This is a genomic window from Massilia oculi, assembly GCF_003143515.1.
GTDB classification, from domain to species: Bacteria; Pseudomonadota; Gammaproteobacteria; order Burkholderiales; family Burkholderiaceae_D; genus Telluria; species Telluria oculi.
Genome location: NZ_CP029343.1, coordinates 922642 through 945158, shown reverse-complemented (window position 1 = coordinate 945158; position 22517 = coordinate 922642). Strand labels below are relative to the sequence as shown.

At 67.5% G+C, this 22517-nt stretch carries 19 protein-coding genes and 1 pseudogene; 8 read left to right on the top strand and 12 right to left on the bottom strand.

Annotation, left to right across the window (positions count from 1 at the left end):
• Window positions 1-55: 55 nt before the first annotated feature.
• Window positions 56-2868 (bottom strand): annotated as a pseudogene (gene ppc, locus DIR46_RS04405) (phosphoenolpyruvate carboxylase).
• A 149-nt stretch (window positions 2869-3017) separates the two neighbouring features.
• Here ppc and hemC point away from each other — a divergent pair.
• From hemC to ppa, 5 genes are all read left to right on the top strand, one after another.
• A complete protein-coding gene (gene hemC / locus DIR46_RS04400) occupies window positions 3018-4001 on the top strand; it encodes a hydroxymethylbilane synthase (protein WP_370659986.1) in 984 nt (327 codons plus the stop codon).
• Entirely contained in the window at window positions 3994-4782 is a 789-nt protein-coding gene (locus tag DIR46_RS04395) for a uroporphyrinogen-III synthase (protein WP_109344148.1), read from the top strand. Before hemC ends, DIR46_RS04395 begins: the two co-directional genes overlap by 8 nt.
• Window positions 4782-6053, top strand: coding sequence for a uroporphyrinogen-III C-methyltransferase (locus DIR46_RS04390; RefSeq protein ID WP_109344147.1), 1272 nt, complete (start codon window positions 4782-4784; stop codon window positions 6051-6053). The genes DIR46_RS04395 and DIR46_RS04390 overlap by 1 nt, the downstream gene beginning before the upstream one ends.
• Before the next feature lie 26 nt (window positions 6054-6079).
• Window positions 6080-7276 (top strand): heme biosynthesis protein HemY, encoded by a 1197-nt coding sequence (locus DIR46_RS04385; RefSeq protein ID WP_109344146.1) that lies wholly within the window; start codon window positions 6080-6082, stop codon window positions 7274-7276.
• 89 nt (window positions 7277-7365) lie between these two features.
• The gene (gene ppa, locus DIR46_RS04380) at window positions 7366-7905 is read left to right on the top strand and encodes an inorganic diphosphatase (RefSeq protein ID WP_109344145.1); all 540 of its coding nucleotides are present in this window, start codon (window positions 7366-7368) and stop codon (window positions 7903-7905) included.
• Window positions 7906-7986: 81 nt separating this feature from the next.
• Here ppa and DIR46_RS04375 read toward each other — a convergent pair whose 3' ends face one another.
• From DIR46_RS04375 to DIR46_RS04325, 11 genes are all read right to left on the bottom strand, one after another.
• Window positions 7987-8364: a hypothetical protein gene (locus tag DIR46_RS04375; RefSeq protein WP_229446494.1), complete on the bottom strand. Its 378-nt coding sequence runs from the start codon at window positions 8362-8364 to the stop codon at window positions 7987-7989.
• Window positions 8361-8606, bottom strand: a complete 246-nt coding sequence (locus tag DIR46_RS04370; protein ID WP_162819433.1) for a hypothetical protein — start codon at window positions 8604-8606, stop codon at window positions 8361-8363. The genes DIR46_RS04375 and DIR46_RS04370 overlap by 4 nt, the downstream gene beginning before the upstream one ends.
• A gap of 15 nt (window positions 8607-8621) precedes the next feature.
• Window positions 8622-8966: a hypothetical protein gene (locus DIR46_RS04365; RefSeq protein ID WP_162819432.1), complete on the bottom strand. Its 345-nt coding sequence runs from the start codon at window positions 8964-8966 to the stop codon at window positions 8622-8624.
• Between the two features lie 289 nt (window positions 8967-9255).
• A complete protein-coding gene (locus tag DIR46_RS04360; protein ID WP_205289075.1) occupies window positions 9256-10377 on the bottom strand; it encodes an FAD-dependent monooxygenase in 1122 nt (373 codons plus the stop codon).
• A 110-nt stretch (window positions 10378-10487) separates the two neighbouring features.
• Window positions 10488-11579, bottom strand: a complete 1092-nt coding sequence (locus DIR46_RS04355) for a branched-chain amino acid ABC transporter permease (RefSeq protein WP_109347901.1) — start codon at window positions 11577-11579, stop codon at window positions 10488-10490.
• Window positions 11580-11595: 16 nt separating this feature from the next.
• On the bottom strand, window positions 11596-12642 hold the full coding sequence (locus DIR46_RS04350) for a branched-chain amino acid ABC transporter permease (protein ID WP_109344141.1): 1047 nt from the start codon (window positions 12640-12642) through the stop codon (window positions 11596-11598).
• An 8-nt stretch (window positions 12643-12650) separates the two neighbouring features.
• Window positions 12651-13409: an ABC transporter ATP-binding protein gene (locus tag DIR46_RS04345; RefSeq protein WP_109344140.1), complete on the bottom strand. Its 759-nt coding sequence runs from the start codon at window positions 13407-13409 to the stop codon at window positions 12651-12653.
• On the bottom strand, window positions 13396-14196 hold the full coding sequence (locus DIR46_RS04340; RefSeq protein ID WP_109344139.1) for an ABC transporter ATP-binding protein: 801 nt from the start codon (window positions 14194-14196) through the stop codon (window positions 13396-13398). The genes DIR46_RS04345 and DIR46_RS04340 overlap by 14 nt, the downstream gene beginning before the upstream one ends.
• 1 nt (window position 14197) lies before the next feature.
• On the bottom strand, window positions 14198-15397 hold the full coding sequence (locus tag DIR46_RS04335; protein ID WP_205289074.1) for a substrate-binding domain-containing protein: 1200 nt from the start codon (window positions 15395-15397) through the stop codon (window positions 14198-14200).
• Window positions 15398-15417: 20 nt separating this feature from the next.
• Window positions 15418-16332 (bottom strand): alpha/beta fold hydrolase, encoded by a 915-nt coding sequence (locus DIR46_RS04330; protein WP_229446493.1) that lies wholly within the window; start codon window positions 16330-16332, stop codon window positions 15418-15420.
• Window positions 16333-16351: 19 nt separating this feature from the next.
• Window positions 16352-18634 (bottom strand): TonB-dependent receptor, encoded by a 2283-nt coding sequence (locus tag DIR46_RS04325; RefSeq protein WP_109344138.1) that lies wholly within the window; start codon window positions 18632-18634, stop codon window positions 16352-16354.
• Window positions 18635-18918: 284 nt separating this feature from the next.
• Between DIR46_RS04325 and DIR46_RS04320 the strand changes: the two genes are divergently transcribed.
• From DIR46_RS04320 to DIR46_RS04310, 3 genes are all read left to right on the top strand, one after another.
• Complete coding sequence (locus DIR46_RS04320) at window positions 18919-19845, top strand: LysR family transcriptional regulator (RefSeq protein WP_109344137.1); 927 nt, start codon at window positions 18919-18921, stop codon at window positions 19843-19845.
• A gap of 55 nt (window positions 19846-19900) precedes the next feature.
• The gene (locus tag DIR46_RS04315) at window positions 19901-20815 is read left to right on the top strand and encodes a LysR family transcriptional regulator (protein WP_109344136.1); all 915 of its coding nucleotides are present in this window, start codon (window positions 19901-19903) and stop codon (window positions 20813-20815) included.
• A gap of 263 nt (window positions 20816-21078) precedes the next feature.
• On the top strand, window positions 21079-22503 hold the full coding sequence (locus tag DIR46_RS04310) for an SLC13 family permease (protein ID WP_109344135.1): 1425 nt from the start codon (window positions 21079-21081) through the stop codon (window positions 22501-22503).
• Window positions 22504-22517: the final 14 nt, after the last annotated feature.

Sequence of the window (22517 nt, the reverse complement as noted above, 5' to 3'; positions counted from 1 at the left end):
AAAAAAGCCGCCCGGTTTGCGCCGGGCGGCTTTTGTTTTGTGGGACGTTACGCGTTCAACCGGTGTTGCGCAAGCCGGCCGCGACCCCATTGATCGACAAATGAATCCCCCGATGCACGCGCGGATCGGCATTGTCGGCCAGCTTGCGGCGCCGATGGATCAGCTCCACCTGCAAGTGGTTCAGCGGGTCGAGATAGGCGAAGCGGTTCTGGATCGAGCGGGCAAGCAGCGGGTTGCCGGCCAGCCGTTCGCTGGCGCCGGTGATCGCTTCCAGCGTGCGGATCGTCTCGCCATGCTCGGCCGAAATGCGGCGGAAGATGCGCTCGCGCAGGCCGGCGTCGCTCACCAGGCCGGCATAGCGCGAGGCGATCGCCAGGTCGGTCTTGGCCAGCACCATGTCCATGTTCGACAGCAGGGTGGCGAAGAACGGCCAGTCGCGGTACATCGCGCGCAGCTCTTCCAGCTTCGCGTCGTGGTCTCCTTCATCCAGCCAGCTCGTCACGCTCGACGCGAACCCGAACCAGCCCGGCAGCAGCAGGCGGCACTGGCCCCACGAGAAGCCCCAGGGAATCGCGCGCAGGTCTTCGATGCGGCGGGTCGACTTGCGCGAGGCGGGGCGCGAACCGAGGTTCAGTTCGGCGATCTCGGCGATCGGCGTGCCTTCGAAGAAGTAGTCGGTGAAGCCCGGGGTCTCGTACACGAGGTTGCGGTAGGCCTTGTAGGCGCGGTTCGACAGCTCGGCCATCACGGACTCGAAACGCTGCAGGCGACCGGCGTCGACACCGCTGGCCCCGTCTTTGGCTCCGTGCGGCGTCAGGCTCGCTTCCAGCGTCGCCGCCACCAGCAGCTCCAGGTTGCGGCGGCCGATCTCGGGGTTCGAGAATTTCGAGGCGATGATTTCGCCCTGTTCGGTCAGGCGGATCTGGCCGTTGACGGTGCCGGGCGGCTGGGCGCGGATCGCGTCGTAGCTCGGGCCGCCGCCGCGGCCGACGGTGCCGCCGCGGCCGTGGAACAGGCGCAGCTTGACCTGGCGCTGGGCGAACACCTCGACCAGTTTCAACTCGGCCTGGTACAGCTCCCAGTTCGAGGTCAGGAAGCCGCCGTCCTTGTTCGAGTCGGAATAGCCGAGCATGACTTCCTGCAGCCGTCCCTGTTTCTCGATGATGCCGGCCACCAGCGGAATCGCCATCCACTCGTCCATGATGCCGGCGGCGCGCTGCAGGTCGGGGATGGTCTCGAACAGCGGGATCACCATCACGTCGCTCGCGCCGGTACTCGCCCGCATCAGGCCCGTCTCTTTCTGCAGCAGCAGCACTTCGAGCAGGTCGGACACGGTCTCGGTGTGCGAGATGATGTAGTTGCGGATCGCGCGCGGGCCGTAGCGCAGGCGGATGTCGCGCGCGCAGCGCAGGATCGCCAGCTCGGAATTGGTCTCGTCGCCATAGCTCTCGTAGGGCGAGAACAGGGGCCGCGACTGCGCCAGCTCGCGCAGGATCAGCGCGCGCTTGTCTTCTTCTTTCAGCGCCGCGTAGTCGGCTTCGACGCCGGCGCGCGCGAACAGCTCGGCCAGCACGCGCTCGTGGATGTCCGAGCTCTGGCGCATGTCGAGCGAGGCCAGATGGAAGCCGAAGATGCGCGCGGCGCGCAGCAGGCCGGCCAGGCGCGGCTGGATCAGCATGGCGCCGTGGTTCTGGCGCAGCGAGTCGGCCAGCACCTCGAGGTCGGCCGCGAACAGTTCCGGGTCGAGATAGGGCGCGGCGTGGCCGACTTCCTTGCGCAGGATGTGGCCCACGCCCAGCTCGCGCGCGGTGGCGGCCAGGCGCGCATAGATGCCGATCAGCGCGCGGCGGTAGGGTTCGTCGCTGCGGTGCGGCGAGGCGTCGGGCGAGGCGTCCGCCAGCTGCTCCAGCGCCGGCGAGACCTTGACCAGCAGGGTGGAGGCCGACAGCTCGGCCCCAGCGCGTGCACCTCGTCGAGGTAGAAGTCGAGGATGGTGGTCGACTGGCGCGTCAGCGCGTGGCGCATGGTGTCGGCGTTGACGTTCGGGTTGCCGTCGCGGTCGCCGCCGATCCAGCTGCCCATCTGCAGGAAGGAGGCGTGGGTGGCGGCCGCCGATCCATCGCCGCCATACTGTTCAGCGAGCTCGAGTTCGATGTCGTCGTACAGGGCCGGGACTTCGCGCAGGAAGGTGATGCGGTAGTAGGACAGGGCGTTCTCGATCTCGTCGGCCACGGTCAGCTTGGAGTAGCGCAGCATGCGCGTCTGCCACAGGGTGGCGATGCGGGCGTGCAGCAGCTGCTCGTTGCGGCGGCGTTCCTTCGGCGTCTGCGGCGCGTCGCGTTCGGCCAGCAGGCGCGCGATGTCGTGCTCGGCGTCGAGGATGCTCTTGCGCTGGACTTCGGTCGGGTGGGCGGTCAGCACCGGCGAGATCAGGGCGTCGCGGAAGAACGCGTCGACGGTGTCGCGCTTGATGCCGGCCTCGGCCAGCTTGCCCAGCGCGTAACCGATGCTGCCCGAACGCGGCGAGGATCCTTTGAGCAGGTGCGCGCGGCGGCGGCGGTTGTGGTGCTGGTCTTCGGCGATATTGGCCAGGTGCGAGAAGTAGGAGAAGGCGCGCACCACCGAAATCGTCTGGTCGCGGGTGAGCTTGTGCAGCAGGGTGGCCAGCTCTTCGCCGGCATCCGGATCGTCGTCGCGGCGGAAACGCACCGCGGTCTGGCGAATGGTCTCGACGATGTCGAACACCGCGTCGCCTTCCTGGTCGCGCAGCACGTCGCCCAGCAGGCGGCCGAGCAGGCGGATGTCTTCCTTGAGTGGGGCGTCCTTGTCGGCGCCGGCTTGTACTACGGGTGCAGCAGGATTGTCCATATCGACCACAAGTAATAGATTGTGCGATGGCGGTTGGCCACGATCTGCAAGATGCCCCATGATAAAATTTATGATCTTATGCAGGGAACGGCTACTGGCATCGTCCGGGTCGGCCCAATGACAGTGAAAGAACTCGAGTGTTAAACGCTATACAGCAGGTATCCAACGCGGCGCCCCAGGCGCCAGCCAGAGTGATTATCGCATCCCGCGAGAGCCGCCTCGCCATGTGGCAGGCGGAGCACGTGCGCGACCGGCTCGTCGCATTATATCCAGAATGTAGCGTCGAAATTCTCGGAATGACAACACGCGGCGACCAGATCCTCGACCGTACCCTGTCCAAGGTCGGCGGCAAGGGCCTGTTCGTCAAGGAACTAGAGGTGGCGATGGCCGAAGGCCGCGCCGACCTGGCCGTGCACTCGCTCAAGGACGTGCCGATGGAGCTGCCGGAGGGCTTCGAGCTGGCTGCCGTGCTCGAACGCGAAGACCCGCGCGACGCCTTCGTGTCGAACGATTACGCCAGTCTGGACGACTTGCCGGCCGGCGCCGTGGTCGGCACCAGCAGCCTGCGCCGCCAGTCGCTGATCGCGGCGCGCTACCCGCACCTGGTGATCCAGCCGCTGCGCGGCAACCTCGACACGCGCCTCGGCAAGCTCGATCGCGGCGATTACGCGGCCATCATCCTGGCCGCCGCCGGCCTCAAGCGCCTCGGCCTGCCGCAGCGCATCAGGGCCCTGCTCGAGCCCGAGCTGAGCCTGCCGGCGGCCGGCCAGGGCGCGATGGCGATCGAGATCCTGAGCGGCGCTCGCAGCGACGGCGTCGACCTGCGCGCCGTGCTGGCGCCGCTGAACCACGTCGCAACCGCCCAGGCGGTGCTGGCCGAGCGCAAGGTGTCGCGCATCTTTGGCGGCAGCTGCCAGATCCCGCTGGCGGCCTATGCCACCGTGCAGGACGGCCAGATGCGCCTGCGCGCCATGGTCGCGACCCCGGACGGCAAGCGCAGCGCGCACGCCGAGGTGGCGGGCGCCGCCGAGCAGCCCGAATACCTGGGCGAGCAGGTGTCCGAGCTGCTGGCGCAGCAGGACGCCAGCGCGATCCTGGCCGCCTGCCGCGTCGATGCGGCCGAGGATGCCTGAGCTGGCGCCAAAGGCGAGCGAGCGCGTGGTCGTGGTCACCCGCCCGCGCGCCCAGGCCGACGGCCTGGCGCGGGCGGTGCGGGCGATCGGCCGCACGGCCGAGGTCTTGCCGCTGCTCGAGATCGCCCCGATCGACGATCCGGCGCCGCTGCGCGCGGCGCTGGCCGCCTTGCATGACTATGCGCTGGCGGTGTTCGTCTCGCCGAACGCGGTCGATGCGGCGTTCGCCCACCTCGATGCCTGGCCGGTGGCCGTGCCGCTGGCGGTCGTGGGCGAGGGCAGCCGCGCCGCGCTGGCGCGCCATGGGGTCGCGGCGCCCGGCCATACGATTCATAGTCCGGCCGACCCGGCCCACAGCGATTCTGAACACCTGCTCCAGAGCCTGGACCTGGCCCTGTTTGCCGGCCGGCGCGTGCTGATCGTGCGCGGCGACGGCGGGCGCGAGCTGCTGGCCGACGCCCTGCGCGCGGCCGGCGCCACGGTCGAGGCGGTAGCGGCCTACCGCCGCAGCACCCCTGTATTGACGTCCGGGCTGGCCGCACGATTGCGCGCCTTGCTGGCGCAGCCAAACGACTGGATAATCACGAGCTCGGAAGCACTGCGTGGCCTGGCCGGCCTGGTGGGGGCGCTGGGACCCGGGTCCCAGGCACAGTTCGAGCAACAGCACCTGATCGTGCCCCATGCGCGGATCGCCGGGACGGCGCATGCCCTGGGCCTGCGCCACGTGACCCTGACGGGATCCGGAGATGCCCGTCTACTAGCAGCGTTACAATCACAATAATGAACGAATTGCCGAACAATCCAGATCAGCCGCAGGCCAACGTGCCCGCACCGAGTCTCCACAAGCCCGAGGGCGTCCAGGGCGGCACGCCGTCGGGCGCGGCCGCGGGCGGCGTTCCTCCGGGCGGCACGCCTCCGGTCGGTGGCGCGCCCCCAACCGGAGGCGTGCCCCCAACCGGAGGCGGTCCCGTCCTGCCGCGCATGGGCGAACCGGGCGGTCCCGCTTTGTTCGACCGCCTGGCGCGCCCGCTGCCGCTGGCCGTGATCGCGCTGGCCGTGCTGCTGGCGCTGCAGACGTATTCGTCGCACAACCGCATCAACGCGCTGCGCCAGGACATGGCGCGCAGCCTCCAGAGGGGCAATGCGGTCAATGCCGAGACGGCGGCGCTGGCGCGCGACGTGGCGGACCAGTCGAAGGAGCTCCAGATCAAGGTCGGCGTGCTCGAAAGCCGCCAGAGCGAGGCCCAGAGCCAGCAGCTGGCGCTCGAGCAGCTCTATAAAGACCTGTCGCAGAACCGCGACGAGTGGGCGCTGACCGAGATCGAGCAGGTGCTGTCGACCGCCAGCCAGCAGCTGCAACTGGCCGGCAACGTGCAGGGCGCCCTGATCGCGCTGCAGAACGCCGACCGCGCGGTGTCGCGCTCCGACACCCCGCAATTCCTCACCATCCGGCGCGCCATCGCGGGCGACATCGAGAAGCTCAAGGCCCTGCCGGCGGTGGACCTGGCCGGCGTCGCCGTGCGCCTCGACCACGTGATCGGGCAGGTCGATACGCTGCCGATGCTGTCCAGTGAAAAACCGCTGCTGCCGGTGGCGCCGGTGCGCACCGGCCGCAAGGGCGAGGCGGCGGCCGCGCCGGCGCCGGCCACCGGTCCGGCGCAGCCGCTGGGCGTGGGCCAGCGCATGCTCGACACCTGGAGTCTGTGGAGCCAGGAGATGTGGGACGACGTGCGCCAGCTGATCCGGGTGCGCAGCGTCGAGTCGCCTGAGGCGCTGATGCTGTCGCCGAGCGAATCGTTCTTCGTGCGCGAGAACCTCAAGCTGCGCCTGTTGAACGCGCGGCTGGCGCTGTTGTCGCGCAACGAGGCGACCTTCCGCGACGACCTGGCCACGGCCCAGGCCATGCTGGTCAAGTATTTCGACACGCGCGCGCGCGTGACGCAATCGAGCCAGGCCGCGCTGCGCCAGGTCCAGGCCAACAACCTGACGATCGAGATGCCGACGCTGGCCGACAGCCTGAACGCCGTGCGCAACTACAAAGCGAAACAATAAGTCATGCACAAAGCGAAGCGATAATAATGCGTTTACTCCTCTGGTTAGTCGCGCTGATGGCCGCCGCCATCGGCATCGCCGTGACGGCGCGCTTCAATCCGGGCAATGTGGTGCTGTTCTACCCGCCGCACCGGATCGACATGTCGCTCAACCTGTTCGTGGTGCTGCTGGTGGCGTCCTTCCTGGCGCTGTACGGCCTGGTGCGCGCCATCAACGCCACCCTCAAGATGCCGCAGCGCGTGGCCGCCTATCGCCAGCGCCGCGCCGAGCGCGAAGGCAACAAGGGCATGCGCGACGCGCTCAAGGCCCTGTTCGAGGGCCGCTTCGGCCATGCCGAAAAAGCCGCGATGCGCGCCGCCGAGCTGCCCGAGAACGCGGGCCTGGCGGCCCTGATCGGCGCGCGCGCCGCGCACCGCATGCGCGAGCCGGCGCGACGCGACGCCTGGCTGGCCGGGATCGCCCACGACAACACCCTCAAGACAGCGCGCCTGATGACGGTCACCGAATTGCTGGTCGACGACCACCAGCCCGAGGCCGCGCTCGAAGCGGTGGCCGAACTCAATGCCAGCGGCCAGCGCCACATCCACGCGCTGCAGTGGGCGATGAAGGCCAACCAGCAGGCGCGCAACTGGCCAGAGGTGTTGCGCCTGGTGCGCATCCTGGATAAACGCCGCGCGCTGCATCCGGCCCTGTCGAGCCGCCTGCGCGAGCTGTCCTACGAGGCGTTGCTGGGCGGCGACGGGCACGACGCCGAATCGCTGCGCCGCATCTGGGCCACGGTGCCGGCGCAGGACCGCACCGTGCCTTATATCGCGGCGCGCGCGGCCAGCGCCTTCAATGCGCGCGGACTGCACGACGAGGCGCGCGCGATCGCCGAAGAGTCGCTCAAGGCGGGCTGGGACGAGCGCGTGGTGCGCGCCTACCGCGACGCCGCCAGCCCATTCGGCTCTCCCTCACTGCTGGCCCAGATCGAAGCCTGCGAGACCTGGCGCCGCGAGCGCCCGACGGACGCCGAGCTGGCGCTGACCCTCGGTTCGCTGTGCCTGAAGCAGAAATTGTGGGGCAAGGCGCAGCGCTACCTGGAGCAGGCGCTATCGGACGCCCTCGAGGCGTCGATGGTGCGCGAGGCGCACCTCAAGCTGGCCCAGATGCACGAGGCGCTGGGGCAGGAGCAGGAGGCGGCGAGCCATTACCGGCAGTGCGCGCTGGCCAGCATTCTTTGAGGCGCGCACGCACGGCCCGCCGCACAGGCCATGTCGGTTTCGCTATAATGACGGCCTATTATTGACTCTCCAGCAACCAAGGACCATCCATGAGCCTGAATAACGTCCCAGCCGGCAAAGACGTGCCGAACGACTTCAACGTCATCATCGAAATCCCGATGAACGCCGATCCGGTCAAGTACGAGGTCGACAAGGACAGCGGCGCGATCTTCGTCGACCGTTTCATGGGTACGGCCATGCACTATCCGTGCAACTACGGCTATGTGCCGCAGACCATCGCCGACGACGGCGACCCATGCGACGTGCTGGTCATCACCCCGTTCCCGCTGCCGCCGGGCGTGGTGGTGCGCTGCCGCGCGCTGGGCGTGCTGAAAATGACCGACGACGGCGGCGGCGACGCCAAGGTGATCGCGGTGCCGGTCGAAAAAGTGCTGCCGATGTACAAGAAAATCCAGTCGCTGGACGACCTGGAAGAGCTGCGCCTGAAGCAGATCCAGCACTTCTTCGAGCACTACAAGGATCTGGAACCGGGCAAGTGGGTCAAGATCGAAGGCTGGGCGGGCATCGAGGAAGCCAAGGCCGAGCTGGTCAATGGCGTGGAAGCATACAAGAAGGGCGCCCAGGCTTAATTGCCCAGGCCCGTTCTTCATCAGGCGAGCCGGCACCCGCGAGGGCGCCGGCTTTCTTTTTTTTTGCCAGACCGGCGTCGCTTACCAGCCCAGGTCGCGCAGCAGCGGCAGCGTCAGATCGCGCGGCGGCATGACGGCGTAGCGCAGGTCGCTGTTGCTCGACGGCTCCATCAGCAGGTTGCGCGTGGCCTCGGTAGTGAAGTGCGAGACCGAGGAGCCTGGCGCGTTGACGCCCGGCGTGTACATCAGCATGCGGCGGCGGCCGTCGGTGCCGGCCAGCCGCGCCGGATCGGACTGCAGCCGCGCCACCACGCCGGAGCGCTTGGACGAGCGGTTCTGGAGGGCCTGCTTGAGCGCCCGTCCGTCGGCGCGCGTAATGCGGGCCGAGGGAATCGCGATGCTCGCATCGAGGCCCGGCATGCCGGCCACTTCGCCCTCCGCGTTATCGGCGACGATCATGCCGAGGGCGCCGGCGGCCTGCACATGCGTGCCTTGACCACGTAGTCGCAACTGCGGCGGTCGACCACGGCGATATTGCCGCGCACCGCCAGCGCATTGACGGCGCTCAGGGCAGAGCGGGCCAGGCCGTTGCCGTTCAAGCCGTCGACCACCGGCGCCTGGGGAGCGGCGGCGGCGAAGCCGCACAGCGCCATCAGCGCTGTGGCAAAAATTGTAGCCAGTGAGGAAAGTGATTTACTCATCGGATTCTCCGGATGTCAATGGCGCGCGCGGCGCTGCATCAGGCCAATCACGCCCAGGCTGCTCGCCAGCACCAGCAGGCCGGCCGGTTCGGCCGCGGCAGCGGCCCTGCGCATGGTTTCCAGGCCGACCTGGCCGAGGGTGGCGGGGTCGCCCAGTTGGCGAAAGACGAAGTGTCCTTCTGGTTCGGCCGCCAGGCCGGCGCCGGGCGGGACGCCGTGATCGGGGTGGTTCCAGCCGGGCATGCCGGCCAGGTTGCCGAAGCCATCATCGAGCAACCCGGCCTCGGCCCCTGCGGCCCGGGACGAGGATGCGGCGGTGGTGGCTGACGCTGTCGCAATCAGGAATGTCAGTCGTTTCATGTGGTGTGTGCGCTCTGGCCAGAAGGATGGAATTCCTCGCGCTGGCTGACGACGAGGCCATTGGTCCATTCATGATAAAAATCGCAACCTCGGCGTTGTTGATATGCATTCAGGGTGACGAGCAGAGCGCATCGTGTCCCTCAAACGCGGCGACGGAACTCGATGAAACCGCGTGTATTCGTGCAAGTTTTTGCTGCGACGTCATCGCTACAGGGAAAGTGGGGGGCTGGAAAGGACGGCGACCCGGCGCCACACGGGCGCCGGGCGCAATGGAGAAGACGCGCCCGGTCTACAGCGGGGCGAGCAGCGGCGTATAGCTGCGCCGGTACAGCTTGTCGCCGAACAGGCCGAAGATGGTGGCGCGCGCCAACGCGGGAAGGCAGCGCATCTTGTCCCGGGCCGCGCACTGGCGCTGCACCCAGCGGATCCGGTGCTGCCGCCGCCGCGTGTACGACGCCAGCGCGAGGTCGAGATCCTGTCCCGTGGCGAGGACGTCGGCCAGCACCACCTCGTCCTCGATCGCCAGCGCCGCGCCCTGCGCCATATTGGGCGACGCGGCGTGGGCGGCGTCGCCGATGAACACGACCCGTCCCTGCGCCCAGTCGTCCATGACCACCTGGCCGAGACGGCCGAAGTGGACCGCCGCCTCGTCCTGGTGTCCGCGCTCGAGCAGCAGGGAGACGGGCGCGGCGAATTTCTGGAACAGTTCCGGCAGGCAGGCGTGGCGGTAGGGCTCGGGATCCGCCCCCGGCGGCAAGGTCAGGTCGGCGTACACATAGACCCCGGTGGCGCTGACGGGAATCGCGAGCAGCGTGCAGCCGTTGCCCAGCATGGCGGTCCAGCCCTCCACGCCGGCGATGTTCTGGGTAATAAAGCGCCAGCAGACCTGGCGGCCATACTGCGGATTGACGTCGGGCCGCACGATCCGGCGCACGCCCGAATGGATGCCGTCGGCGCCCACCACCAGGTCATAAGTGGCCGACCTGCCGTCGGTGAAGACGACCTCGCAGCGTCCCCCGGACTGGTCGATGGCCTCGACCGACACGTCGTGGCGCACCCGGGATTCGCCCAAGGCGGCGCCCAGGATGGCGTGCAGCCGCGCATGCGGCAGCGACAGGCAGGGGCCGCAGCGAGCCCAGACGTCGCTGGTGCGGGTCTCGGTCAGTTCCCAGCCGCGATGGTCCAGTATCTTTTGGCTGCGCACGGCCACGGCGTTGGCGCGTACCCGGTCGAGCAGGCCCAGGCTGGCGATGGCGCGCGTGGCGTTGCCGGGGAGGTAGAGTCCGGTGCCGGACGGCGATGGCGCGGCAAGGCGTTCCACGACGTCGGTTGCGATGCCGCGCTGTTCGAGGGCAAGGCCCAGCGACAGGCCGGCGATGCCGCCGCCCACGATCAAGATTTTCCTTTGCATGATGTCTGCTGCCCGTTCATTCGTTCAGCATGAAGATACGCGGCGCGCCGCATCTTGGATGCGGCGCGCCGGAACAGGCGGGAGACGGATTGCAAGAAAAGCGGGCGGCGTCAGGCGGCGGTCGCGTGGCGCCGCGCCAGCCAGGCCCGCACGCGCAGCTTGCCGACGATCCCGATCGGGAAGAAGTAGATCGACAGGATGAACAGCACGCCCAGCCACAGCAGCCAGCGGTCGGGATGCAGGGCCGCGGCCAGCAGCGGCACGCCCTCCAGCGCGGCCGCGCCGTGCGCCATCAGTTCCTTCAGGTAGTTCTGGGCAAGGATGAACAGGGTGGCGCCGATCACCGCGCCATACATGGTGCCCATGCCGCCGATGACGACGATCAGCAGGATGTCGGTCATCACTTCGAAGCCGAGCGAGGTCTTGGGCCCCACGTAGCGCAGCCACAGCGCCATCAGGGCGCCGGCCAGCGCCGCCACCAGCGCGGCCAGGCAGTTGGCCCAGATGCGGTAGACCATGGTGCGGTAGCCGAGCGCCTCGGCGCGGAACTCGTTCTCGCGGATCGCCTGCAGCACGCGGCCGAACGGCGAGTTCACCAGCCGCAGCAGGAACAAAAACAGCAGCAGGCAGCCGGCGAACACCAGGTAATAGGTGATCACCTTGCCGTCGACGTAGCGGCCGAAGACCTCGTTCTCGAACAGCAGGTAGCCGGGCGACAGCAGCTCCGGCACGCTGAAGGTCACGCCATCCTCGCCGCCGGTGAGGTCGGACAGCTGCGACGCCAGCACGGCAAAAGAAGAGGCAACCGCCAGCGTGATCATGGCGTAGAAGATGGCGCGCACGCGCAGCGCGAACAGGCCGACCACCAGCGCCAGGGCCAGCGCCAGCAGCAGCGCCAGGACCAGGCCAGTCACCATGACGCTCCAGGTGGGTTCGTCGACGCGGGCCAGGGCCAGGCCGACGCCATAGGCGCCGATGCCGTAGAACATGGTGTGGGCAAACGAGACGATGCCGGTATATCCCAGCAGCAGGTCGTAGGACGCCACCAGCACGATGTAGACGCAGATCGTGGCCGCCGTGTTGAGCGGGCGCGCGCCGGAGAACAGGAAAGGCGCGAGCAGCAGTCCCAGCACGATCACGAGCAGCAGCGCGGTGAGGATGCGGCTGCGCGGCAGGTCGCCGGAGAGAAGTCGGTGCAGCATGAAATTGAACATGACTTCAGTTCCTCGACGTCGAATACAGGCCGGCCGGGCGCCACAACAGGACCGAGATCATCAGGATGATGCTCGACACCAGGGCGATCTTCGGCGCAAGGAAGCCGGCGTAGTTGGCCACCAGCGCCATCAGGAGCGCGCCGATGAAGCAGCCGCCCACCGAACCCAGGCCGCCGATGATGATGACGATGAAGATCATCACCATGATCTCGCTGCCCATCGCGGCGGTGAGCGTTTCCTTGTACAGGCCCCACATCACGCCGCCCAGCCCGGCCAGGCTCGATCCGGCCGCGAACACCGCCACGAACAGGCGCCGGATGCGGTAGCCGAGCGCCTCGACCATCTCGCCGTTCTCCACGCCGGCTCGCACCAGCAGGCCGACCTTGGTGCGACCCAGCACCAGGAACATGGCGATGAACACCATGAGTCCGACCACGACGGCGACCAGGCGATACTTCTCCACCGCCGCGTCGCCCAGCAGGATCGCGCCGCGCAGCGCGGTCGGCAGCGGCAGGGCGATCGTCTCGGCGCCCCAGATCACGTGGATCAGCTGTTCGGCAACGATCATGCCGCCCATCGTGATCAGGATCTGCTTGAGGTGCTGGCCATAGACCGGCTTGACGATGATGCGCTCGAAGGCCCAGCCCAGGAGGCCCGTGACGACCATCGCCAGCGTGACGGCCAGGGCCAGCACGCCCAGGTTGATCAGCAGGGAGTCCATCTCGAGCCAGCCGCGCATGGGCAGCAGCACCAGCGTGGCGGAAAACGCGCCAACGGCGACGAAGGCGCCATGGCCGAAGTTCAGCACGCTCATCAGGCCGAACACGAGCGTCAGGCCGCTGGCCATGATGAAGATCATCATGCCCATCGCCAGGCCGGCGACGGTGAGGGTGAGCCAGGTGGGGAAGCTGCCGACCAGCGGCAACATGGCCAGCATCAGGGCCGGCACCAGCAGCAGCGGCGCGATGTCGCGCCTGGCCGCCGGCAGCGGCGAATCTGCGTGAGCAGCGGCCTGCGCATCGGTTTTGGAAGTGGGGAGGATTGCACTCATGTCGTATCCTATTGGTGGGAGTCGAGCGACAGTCCGAGCAGGCGCTGCTGCAGCGCGGCGTCGCCGGCCAGCGCCGCCATCTTGCCCGCATGGGCCACGCGGCCGTCGTCCATCACGCTGACGCTGTCGCCCAGCGAGCGCACGAAGTTGAAGTTCTGCTCGACCAGCAGGATCGTCGTTTCGCGCTCCTTGAGTTCGCGAAAGGCACGGACCAGGCTTTGCACGATGCTCGGCGCCAGCCCCTTGGTCGGCTCGTCGACCAGCAGCAGCTTCTTCGGTTCGACGATGGCGCGCGCGATCGCCACCATCTGCTTCTGGCCGCCCGACAGGTTCCCGGCCGGGTAGTGCCAGAACTTGCGCAGGGCCGGGAAGAAGCCGCAGATCCAGTCCACGCGGGCCGCGTCCAGCGGGCCGTTGCGGGCGGCAAGCACCATGTTTTCGCGCACGGTCAGTTCCGAGAATACCGCCATGTTCTCGGGCACGTAGGCGATGCCGGCGCGGGCGATGTCGGGCGTGGCCATTGTCGTGATGTCGCGGCCGTCGAAGTGGATGCTGCCGGCGCTGGCACGCCAACAGCCCATGATGGTGCGCAGGGTGGTGGTCTTGCCGGCGCCGTTGCGGCCCAGCAGGACGGCCAGTTCGCCGCGCCGCACGGCCAGGTCGACGCCTTGCAGGATGTGGTACTGGCCGATGTGGGTGTGCACGCCCGCCAGCCGCAGCAGCGGCGCATCACGTTCCGTCTGGTGGGCCGGATCAGGCGTGAGCATGTTCGGGTTCGGGTGTTCCAAGATAGGCTTCCTGTACGATCTTCGATTGCATCACTTCGCGCGGATCGCCGTCCGCCACCAGCGCGCCGTTGTGCAGCACGACGATGCGGTCGGCCAGCTGGCGCACCACGTCCATCTTGTGCTCGACCAGCAGCACGGTCTTGTCGCGTTCGTGCTTCACCTGGCGGATGAGGTCGAGCACCACGGGCACCTCGTCCACGCTCATGCCGGCCGTGGGTTCGTCGAACATCATCACGGAGGGCTCGAGCGCCAGCAGGATCGCCACTTCGAGCTTGCGCTGGTCGCCGTGCGACAGCGCGCCCACGAACATGTCGCGCCGGCTGATCAAGGCGACGCGCTCCAGGTAGTGTTCGGCGCGCGCGACCAGCTCCTTGTGGCTCGACCAGATCGAGAAGAAGTTCAGGCCCATGCCGGCGCGGCTCTGCACCGCCAGGCGCACGTTCTCCGCCACGGTCAGGTGCGGGAACAGGTTCGTCAGCTGGAAGGCGCGGCCCAGCCCCAAGCGGGTGCGGCGCGCGGCGCCGTCGCGCGTGACGTCGCGGCCGTGCAGCGCGACCTTGCCGCCCGTCGCCGCCAGCTGGCCAGAGACCAGGTTGAAATACGTGGTCTTGCCGGCGCCGTTGGGCCCGACGATCACGGTCAGGGTGCCGGGGTAGAAATCCGCCGTCACCGCGTTCACCGCGACGTGGCCGCCGAAGCGGACGGTCAGGTCGCGGGTCGACAGCGCCGGCCGGCGCGCATCTGTAGCAGAGGGGAGCGCCGTCATGTCAGCGCTTGTTCTTCACCGGCAGCGGCAGCTCGCTGGCCGGGATTTCGCGCACCAGTTCCAGCAAGTCCCATTCGTTCTTCTGGTCCTTCTTGATGCGGAAGTGGTACATCGGCTGGATCGCCTGGTGGTCTTCCTTGCGGAACGTCATCAATCCTTTCGGAGTCTCGAAGCTCATGCCCTCCATCGCCGCCACCATCTTGTCGCCATTGCCGTCCGGGACCCTGGAGAGCGCCGCCACCACCGCGCCCGCCGCCGCCATGCCGCCGGCGGTGAACATGTCGGGCGGGGCCTTGAAGCGTTTGGTGTGCTCCGCCACGAACCAGTCGTTCATCTTGTTCTTCGGGAAGCTGTAATAGTAGTAGATCGTGCCTTCGGTGCCGGCGAAGTTCTTCCAGGTCTTCATCACCGGCAGGATGTTGCCGCCGGGGGAAAGCACGATGCCATGACGTTCCGGCTTGAGGTCGGCGATCTTGTTCATCGGGTTCGGGCCGGCCCAGACGATCTGCAGGATGCGCGGCTGCGGCTTGTCCTTCAATGCGTCGAACAGCCGCTGCGAGGAGGCGGTGAAGTCGGTCGTGGCCAGCGGCGCGTATTCTTCGTGGACCACCTTGGCCGCGCTGCCGGTGGCGGCCAGCGCCTCCTTGCCGGCCTTGATCGCGTCGCGCCCGAAGGCGTAGTCCTGGGTCAGGAAGCCGATGCTGCCGCCCTTGAGCGTGCTGGCGGCGGCCAATGCATCCTGCATCGAGCTGCGCGCGGTGCGGAAGATGTACTTGTTCCACTTGTCGCCGGTGATGGCGTCGGCCACCGCCGGCTCGATGATCAGGACTTTGCTGTACTCCTTGGCGACCGGCAGCATCGCCAGCGCCGAGCCGGACGACGTCGTGCCGACGGCGATGTCGACCCGGTCATCGCCATAGGCCTCCGCCAGCAAGGTGCGTCCAAGATCCGGTTTGCTCTGGTCGTCCTTGACGATCACCCTGATCTTGCGGCCGTTGATGGCCATGGTGCCATTGGTCAGGTATTCGAGGCCGAGCATGAAGCCGGCCTCGGTCTCGCGCGCATAGGATTCCATGATGCCGGTCTTGCCGGCGATGAGGGCGACCTTGAAGTCCTTCCCCTGGGCCAGGGCGCCGGGAGCGGCGCCGGCGGCGAAGGCGAAGGCCAGGGACAGTGCGAGGGGCTTGATCAGGTGTTGCATTGTGTGTCTCCTTGTAATTATCAGGGAACCCGCGCCAGGAAAGCGCTGATCGCCTCGAAGGCTTCCGGTTCGGTGAGCATCGGCGCATGGCCGACGTTCGGCACTTCGGCATAGGCCAGGCTGGGGGCCGCCTTGCGCATCCAGGCCGCCTGCTCGAGCTCGACCAGGTCGGACAATTCGCCGCGGATCATCAGCGTGGGGCGATGCCGCGTCAGGCGCCGGAAGGCCATGCGCAAGGCCAGCGAGGTTGGAGGAAGTCTACCGTTTTGCAGGCTGTGGGCGATACCGGGATCGTAGCGGGCGCACAACAGGCCGTCGTCGCGTTGCTCGAAGGCGCGCTGGGCCCACTTGTTCCATTCCGTGTCCGGATTGGCGGGGAAGGCGCAGGCATTGATGTCGCGCACGTAGCAAGTCGCCTCGTCCCAGCTGGCGAAGGTGGCCGGCTTGCCGACGTAGCCGGCGATCCGTTCGAGTCCGCGCGGGGACAGCACCGGGCCGATGTCGTTCAACACCGCGCCGGCCACCAGGTCGAGGCGCTGGGCGGCCAGGGTCATCGTGATCAGGCCGCCCATCGAGGTGCCGATGAAGACGGCGCGCGCGATGCCCAGCGCATGCATCAGGGCCACCACGTCGGCGGCGTACACCAGCGGCGTGTAGTTGGCCGGATTCGGGTCGCGCGCCGAGTGGCCGCGGCCGCGCACGTCGACCGCCAGCACGCGGCGCCCCAGGGCTGCCAGCTGCGGGGCCAGTTCGTCGAAGTCGAGCGAGTTGCGCGTGAGGCCGTGGATGCAGATCACGGGCAGGCGGGCCGGGCCGCCTGCGCCGTGGTAGTCGCGTGCGTAGAGGGCGAGGCCGTCGCTGCTGGTGTAGCGTATGGGGGAGAAGATTGACACGCTCGATGGATCCTTCAGGTGGTTCGTGGCACGGGCGTTCACGCCCGTGCCTGTTCCTTCGTCAGAAGCGCAACTCCAGGGTCGCCGACACCGTGCGCGGGTTGCCGTAGAAGGCGGTGACCGTGCCTTCGTTGCCCAGGGTCGGGAACAGGTAGCCGGCGGTCTTGTAGTGCTCGTCGCCCAGGTTCTTGCCGTGCAGGCCGGCGCGCACCTTGCCATCGGCGCGGGTCCAGACGATCGACGCGTCCCAGATCCGGTACGACTCCTGGTCGAGGATCGACGGCGTCTCGAACTGGGCGGTGGCGCCCTTGTACGACCAGCTGCCGATCAGCGAGATGCGGCCGTTGTGGCCCATGATCGGCAGCGCAATATCGTAGTTGGCGCGCAGGTTGGCCGAGTTCTTGGGCGTGTTCTGGAAGATGCGCTGGCCGGCCACGTTCACGCCCGCCACGATGTACTCCTTGTACTTGGCGTCGATGTAGCTATACATGCCCGCGATCATGAAATTGGGCGTGATGTTGGCGATCGCTTCCAGCTCGGCGCCCTTGATCTCGGCCTTGCCGGCATTGGTCGTCACGCCGGCGAAGCTGTCGTCGCGGCCGTCGCCGTTGGTGTCGACCGCGATCGAGCCGGGGATCTGCACGTCCTGGTAGTCGCTGTAGAACAGGGCGGCGTTGGTGGTGATGCGCCCGCCGTTGAGGGCCGACTTGAGGCCCAGCTCATAGGTCTCGATGGTCTCGGGCGCATAGCCGGCGCGCGCGACGTCGAGCGGAATGCGGGTGCCGACCACGTTCAGGCGAGGATCGAAGCCGCCGCCCTTGAAGCCTTCGGAATACGAGGCGTAGACGTTATGGGCGGGGTTCATCTTCCAGTTGACGGCCACGCGCGGGGTGAACTTCTTGTCTTCGCGTTCCAGCAGGCCGTTACGCAGGTCGGTGTCGGTGCGGAACAGGAGCGCGGCCGGATTGCCCATGTTCGGCGAGCCGGCCAGGCCGAAATAGATCTGACGCAGCACGTCGGCTTCGCGCTTGTCGACCGTGTAGCGGCCGCCCAGCGACAGGCTCAGGGTGTCGGTGAGGTTGTAGCTGCCGTCGAAGTAGGCGGCCCAGGCCTTGGTATCGATGTCGCCCATGGTGTAGGTGGACGTCGGCACCGCGCCGGCCAGGATGGTGTCGAACTCGTTGAAGGCGTTGGCGTCCATGTAGTAGACGCCGGCCACGCCCTGCAGGCGCGGGCCGTTGTAGCTGACCTGCAGCTCCTGGCTGAACTGGCGGTTGGTGTACAGCGCCGGCACTTCCATGTCGACCACGGGCAGGGCGTCGAAGTCGATCGGCGCATACGATTTGTCGCGGCGCGCCGCCGTGATCGACTTGACGCTCCATTCGCCATTGATCATGTATTCGATGGTGGCCGAGCCGCCGTAGGCGCGCACTTCCTGGTCGTGCCCCAGCGATTTGGTCAGGTTGGCGCGGGTGTCGAACACGTCCGGCAGGATCGGCGCCCCGCTGGTGCGGCCGACGATCAGGCGATGGCCGTTCTTGGGATTGGAGTCGTCCTGCGTGAAGTCGCCGGCCAGCCGGATGAACAGGTCCTGGTTGGGCGTGAACTCGGCCGAGACGCGGCCGGCGGTGACGTCCTTGTCGTAGTTGCCCTTGCCGGTGAACAGGTTGTCGCCGAAGCCGTCGCGCTTGAAGCGGGCGAAGGTGGCGCCCACGCGGGCGGTGTCGGTCAGCGGGGTGCTGGCGGTGACCACGGCTTCTTTCTGGCCGTACTCGCCGACCGTGGCGCGCACGCGCACGTCGCGCTGCGGGCCGAGTTTGCGGGTGACGTACTTGACGGCGCCGCCGATGGTGTTGCGGCCGTACAGTGTTCCCTGCGGGCCGCGCAGCACCTCGATGCGCTCGACGTCGTAGATGTCGGCCACCGCGGCCTGCGGGCGGGCCAGGTAGATGTCGTCGATATAGATGCCGACGCCGGATTCGAAGCCGGCCAGCGGGTCGGCCTGGCCGACGCCGCGGATGAAGGCGGTGAGCGTGGTGTTGGTGGCGCGCGAGGCCTTGAGGGTGGTGTTCGGCAGCGCCAGGGCTAGGGCGGTCACGTCGGGCACGGCCTGCTTGGACAGCTGGTCGGCGCTGAACGCGGTGACCGAGACCGGGACGTCCTGCAGGGTCTCTTCGCGCCGGCGCGCGGTGACGACCACTTTCGAGACGTTTTCCTCGGCAGAAGCCACTGGCGCGGCGCCGGCATCCTGGGCCTGGACCGTGCCCACCGATCCGCCGGACAGCACCAGCAGGGCGGCGGCGGACTGGTTCAGCAGCTTCATCTTCTTCCTGGTCAGACGCATTCTAGTCTCCTCATTTTTTGGTATGGCATGCAATCGAGCATGCGTGCGATCGAGCGCATGCCAATCAGTGTGCCAAGGTCGGGTTTGGTTGAATAGTCAACAATCGCCCACCCCGTTGTGCATGAATGCACAGTCCGCTCGCAGGCCTTCGTTGTGAGCTTTCCTAGGGACAGATGCCGCATCGCACCATTTCTGTGGCACTGCAGACATCGTCGGTAAATTGCTTGCAGAAGGAATGTGCACGAGTGCACAATGTGTCATCTTGATATCTGACAAGCGATCTCATGAATACGCTGCCGGAGTGGACGGACTTACGGTTTTTTCTCGAGCTGGCCCGTGCCGGCACCCTGTCGGGCGCCTCGCGCCGCCTCGACGTCGAGCACACGACCGTCGCGCGCCGCATCGACCGGCTCGAGACCCAGCTCGGCGCGACCCTGTTCGACCGCTCGCGCGAGGGTTACGAGCTGACCGAGGTCGGCCTGGCGCTGCTGCCGCACGCCGAGGCGATGGAAGGGGCGGCGCTGGCGGCGGCCGAGCAGATCGGCGGGGCGGAAGTGGCGGCCCATGGCGTGGTGCGCCTCGGGGTGCCGGAAGTGTTCGGCGTGAAGGTCGTGGCGCCGCTGCTGGTCGGCCTGCTCGACCAGCACCCGGACCTGCAGATCGATTTGCTGGCGCTGCCCCGCTTCGCCAACCTGGCCAACCGCGAGGCCGATCTCGGCGTGATGCTCGATCCGCCCACCACCGGCCGCTACGTGGTCACGCGCCTGGCCTCGTTCCGCTTCTACCTGTATGCGTCGCCCGCCTACCTGGCGCGCCATCCGGCCATCCGCACCCAGGCCGACCTGGCGCGCCACGACTTCGTCGACTACGTGCAGGACCGCCTGGCCAGCCGTGAGCTGTCGTACCTGAACGAGCTGGGGTTCACGCCGCGCCGGCGCATGTGCTGCTCGGGCATGACGGCGCAGATCGAGGCGGCGTCGCTGGGCATGGGCCTCATGATGGCGCCTCCCTATGCGGTGCCGGACGACGGCCGGCTGGTGCCGGTGCTGCCGGGCTTTTCGGCCGAGCGCTCGTTCTGGCTGACGGCGCCGACCGACCTGTATCGCCTGCGCCGGGTGAAGGTCGTGTGGGACGTGCTGCGCGAGTATGCCGACAGCTCGCCAAGCCTGTTCGTCCAGGAAGGCATGCAGCCTGCATTGGCGCCGGATTGAAGAGCAAGGTATCCTCGCACGGTTCACATTCAAGGTTCACCTTCACAAGGGCCCCATGCGCAGCCAGATCAGCGACGACATCACCTTCCGCAAACTCGAGATCCTGCTGGCCTATATGGAAGGCGGCAACCTGAACGCCGCCGCGCGCATGCTCGACATCAGCGCGGTGAGCGTGCACCGCGCGCTGCATTCGCTCGAGGAGGGCATGAGCTGCCAGCTGTTCAGCCTGCAGGGCCGCAACCTGATCCCGAACGACGCGGCCCAGGTGCTGGCCGAGGTCAGTCGCGAAGTGGTCAAGCTGATGGCGGACGGGATCGCCGCCACGCGCTCGGCGGCCGGCTATTCGGCCGACCATCTCAGGATCGGCTCCTTGTATTCGCTGACCACCGGGGCGATTCCCGAGGTCATCATCGGCATCAAGCTGCGCAAGCAGGAAATCGAGACCGAGCTGGTGCTGGGTTCGAACGCCGAGCTGCTGCATAAACTCAAGCAGAACGCGATCGACGCGGCGCTGATGGGGATGCCCGATCCCGACCCCGAGATCGAATCGATCCCGCTGTTCGAGGACGACGTGTTCTTCGCCGCGCCGGCCGGTTCGCCCTACTCGAAGATGAAGGAAGTCGACCTGCGCGCCTGCGCGGCCGAGAAGTTCGTCTGCCTGAAGGATGGCTTCGTGACCCTCGCGGGCTTCCAGGAAGCCTTCCGCATCGCCGGCTATGCGCCGGCCATCGTCACCCGCGTGGGCGACATCTTCTCGTTGATGAACCTGGTGGCGGCCGGCATCGGCTACACCTTGCTGCCGGGCCGGGTGCGCAATGCCTTCGGCGACAAGGTGCAGCTGATTCCCCTGAAAGCCGACTACCACATGCAGCAGACCATCGGCCTGAGCTTTTTACGGGTACGGGAACGCGACCCCAATCTGCTGGCGCTGGCGGCCGTGTGCCGCATGCTCAAGCACAGGACCGCCTGATACCGCGACGCCTGATACCGCGGCGCAGCATCCGGGCCGGCTTCCAGGTCGACAGTTTCGCTGACAGTAAACGTTGCCGACCGAGCGTAATTGATCTCCACGCCAATCGCGGTTAACTTGGCGTCACGAACAGCATAAAAAAGAGCATGGTCCGGCCCGCCGCAGCTTCCGAGGGCGGCGCACGGCACGGAGCATGCATTGGAGACGTACCACCCGCGGCTACACCGGTTGGAGCCGGCGCCGCACCTCGAAGGAGCCTCGCCGTGTCCTCTCATGTCATTGCAATCTGCGTGCTGGCGCTGATGTTCATCGTCGCCACCGCCATGCCCATCAATATGGGCGTCCTCGCCTTCGTCGGCGCCTTCCTCGTCGGCACCCTGATCGCCGGCATGGAAACCAAGACCATCATGTCCGGCTACCCGGCCGAACTGTTCCTGACCCTGGTCGGCATCACCTTCCTGTTCGCCCAGGCCCAGAACAACGGCACCATCGACTGGCTGGTGCGGCTGGCGGTACGGGCCGTCGGCGGGCGCATCGCGGCCATCCCCTGGGTCATGTTCGCGATCACCGCTTTGCTCACCTCGGTAGGCGCCGTCAGCCCGGCGGCGGTGGCGATCATCGCGCCGATCGCGCTCGGTTTCGCGGCCAAGTACAAGATCAATCCCCTCATGATGGGCCTGCTGGTGATCCACGGCGCCCAGGGTGGCGGCTTCTCGCCGATCAGCATCTACGGGGGCATCACCAACAAGGTGGTGATGGAAGCGGGGCTGCCGATCTCGCCCCTGACCACCGCCTTCACCAGCCTGGGCGTGAACCTGGCGGTGTCGGTGCTGCTGTTCTTCGTGTTCGGCGGCGCCAAGCTGATGCGCCAGCAGGTGCCGATGGCCGAGCGCTCGGGCAAGGGCCTCCCGGTCTCGCCGTTCGGCCCGCCGGTGGCGGTTGCGGCCCAGGGGCCGCAGATCTACGGCGACGCCGAGAACGAATCGGCCAGCGAAGAGCGCCTGACCAAGGAGCGCTCGAGCGCGGCCGTCGGCGCCGTCGGAGCGACCGGCTCGGGCAGCGCCGCCGGCCATGGCGCCGTCGACCTGAACGAAGGCCCGACCTTCCACCAGATGTTCACCGTGGTCGGCCTCATCGCGCTGGCCGTGCTGACCCTGCTGTACAAGCTCGACATCGGCTTCGTCGCCATCACCATCGGCTTGCTCATCTCGATCCTGTCGCCGCAGGTGCAGAAGCGCGCCATCGGCCAGGTGTCGTGGCCGGAGATCATGCTGATCGTCGGCGTCAGTACCTATGTCGGCGTGATGCAGAAGATGGGCACCATCACCTGGGTCGGCGACAGCGCCGCCAGCCTGGCCTCGCCGCTGACTGTCGCCTTGCTGCTGCTGTTCGTCGGCGCGATCGTCTCGGCCTTCGCCTCCTCGACCGCGGTGCTCGGTTCGCTGATCCCGCTGGCGGTGCCGTTCCTGGCCTCGGGCACCGGCGTCGACCCGATCGGCTTCATCGCTGCGATGGCGGTGGCATCCACCATCGTCGACGTCAGCCCGTTCTCGACCAATGGCGCGCTGGTGCTGGCCAGCGCCCAGCACATCGACCGCGACGTCTTCCTGCGGCAGCTGATGATCTATGGCGGCATCGTCACCCTGGTGGCGCCGCTCGTGCTGTGGGTGCTGTTCGTGGTGTTCTGAAGTTGCGCTGACAG

What these genes read in the sequence shown, in the direction of transcription:
- DIR46_RS04395 (WP_109344148.1), top strand. Translation starts at nt 3,994, where the DNA reads ATGCCTGAGCTGGCGCCAAAGGCGAGCGAGCGCGTGGTCGTGGTCACC.
- DIR46_RS04390 (WP_109344147.1), top strand. Translation starts at nt 4,782, where the DNA reads ATGAACGAATTGCCGAACAATCCAGATCAGCCGCAGGCCAACGTGCCC.
- DIR46_RS04385 (WP_109344146.1), top strand. Translation starts at nt 6,080, where the DNA reads ATGCGTTTACTCCTCTGGTTAGTCGCGCTGATGGCCGCCGCCATCGGC.
- ppa (WP_109344145.1), top strand. Translation starts at nt 7,366, where the DNA reads ATGAGCCTGAATAACGTCCCAGCCGGCAAAGACGTGCCGAACGACTTC.
- DIR46_RS04375 (WP_229446494.1), bottom strand. Translation starts at nt 8,364, where the DNA reads ATGATCGTCGCCGATAACGCGGAGGGCGAAGTGGCCGGCATGCCGGGC.
- DIR46_RS04370 (WP_162819433.1), bottom strand. Translation starts at nt 8,606, where the DNA reads ATGAGTAAATCACTTTCCTCACTGGCTACAATTTTTGCCACAGCGCTG.
- DIR46_RS04365 (WP_162819432.1), bottom strand. Translation starts at nt 8,966, where the DNA reads ATGAAACGACTGACATTCCTGATTGCGACAGCGTCAGCCACCACCGCC.
- DIR46_RS04360 (WP_205289075.1), bottom strand. Translation starts at nt 10,377, where the DNA reads ATGCAAAGGAAAATCTTGATCGTGGGCGGCGGCATCGCCGGCCTGTCG.
- DIR46_RS04355 (WP_109347901.1), bottom strand. Translation starts at nt 11,579, where the DNA reads ATGCTGCACCGACTTCTCTCCGGCGACCTGCCGCGCAGCCGCATCCTC.
- DIR46_RS04350 (WP_109344141.1), bottom strand. Translation starts at nt 12,642, where the DNA reads ATGAGTGCAATCCTCCCCACTTCCAAAACCGATGCGCAGGCCGCTGCT.
- DIR46_RS04345 (WP_109344140.1), bottom strand. Translation starts at nt 13,409, where the DNA reads ATGCTCACGCCTGATCCGGCCCACCAGACGGAACGTGATGCGCCGCTG.
- DIR46_RS04340 (WP_109344139.1), bottom strand. Translation starts at nt 14,196, where the DNA reads ATGACGGCGCTCCCCTCTGCTACAGATGCGCGCCGGCCGGCGCTGTCG.
- DIR46_RS04335 (WP_205289074.1), bottom strand. Translation starts at nt 15,397, where the DNA reads ATGCAACACCTGATCAAGCCCCTCGCACTGTCCCTGGCCTTCGCCTTC.
- DIR46_RS04325 (WP_109344138.1), bottom strand. Translation starts at nt 18,634, where the DNA reads ATGCGTCTGACCAGGAAGAAGATGAAGCTGCTGAACCAGTCCGCCGCC.
- DIR46_RS04320 (WP_109344137.1), top strand. Translation starts at nt 18,919, where the DNA reads ATGAATACGCTGCCGGAGTGGACGGACTTACGGTTTTTTCTCGAGCTG.
- DIR46_RS04315 (WP_109344136.1), top strand. Translation starts at nt 19,901, where the DNA reads ATGCGCAGCCAGATCAGCGACGACATCACCTTCCGCAAACTCGAGATC.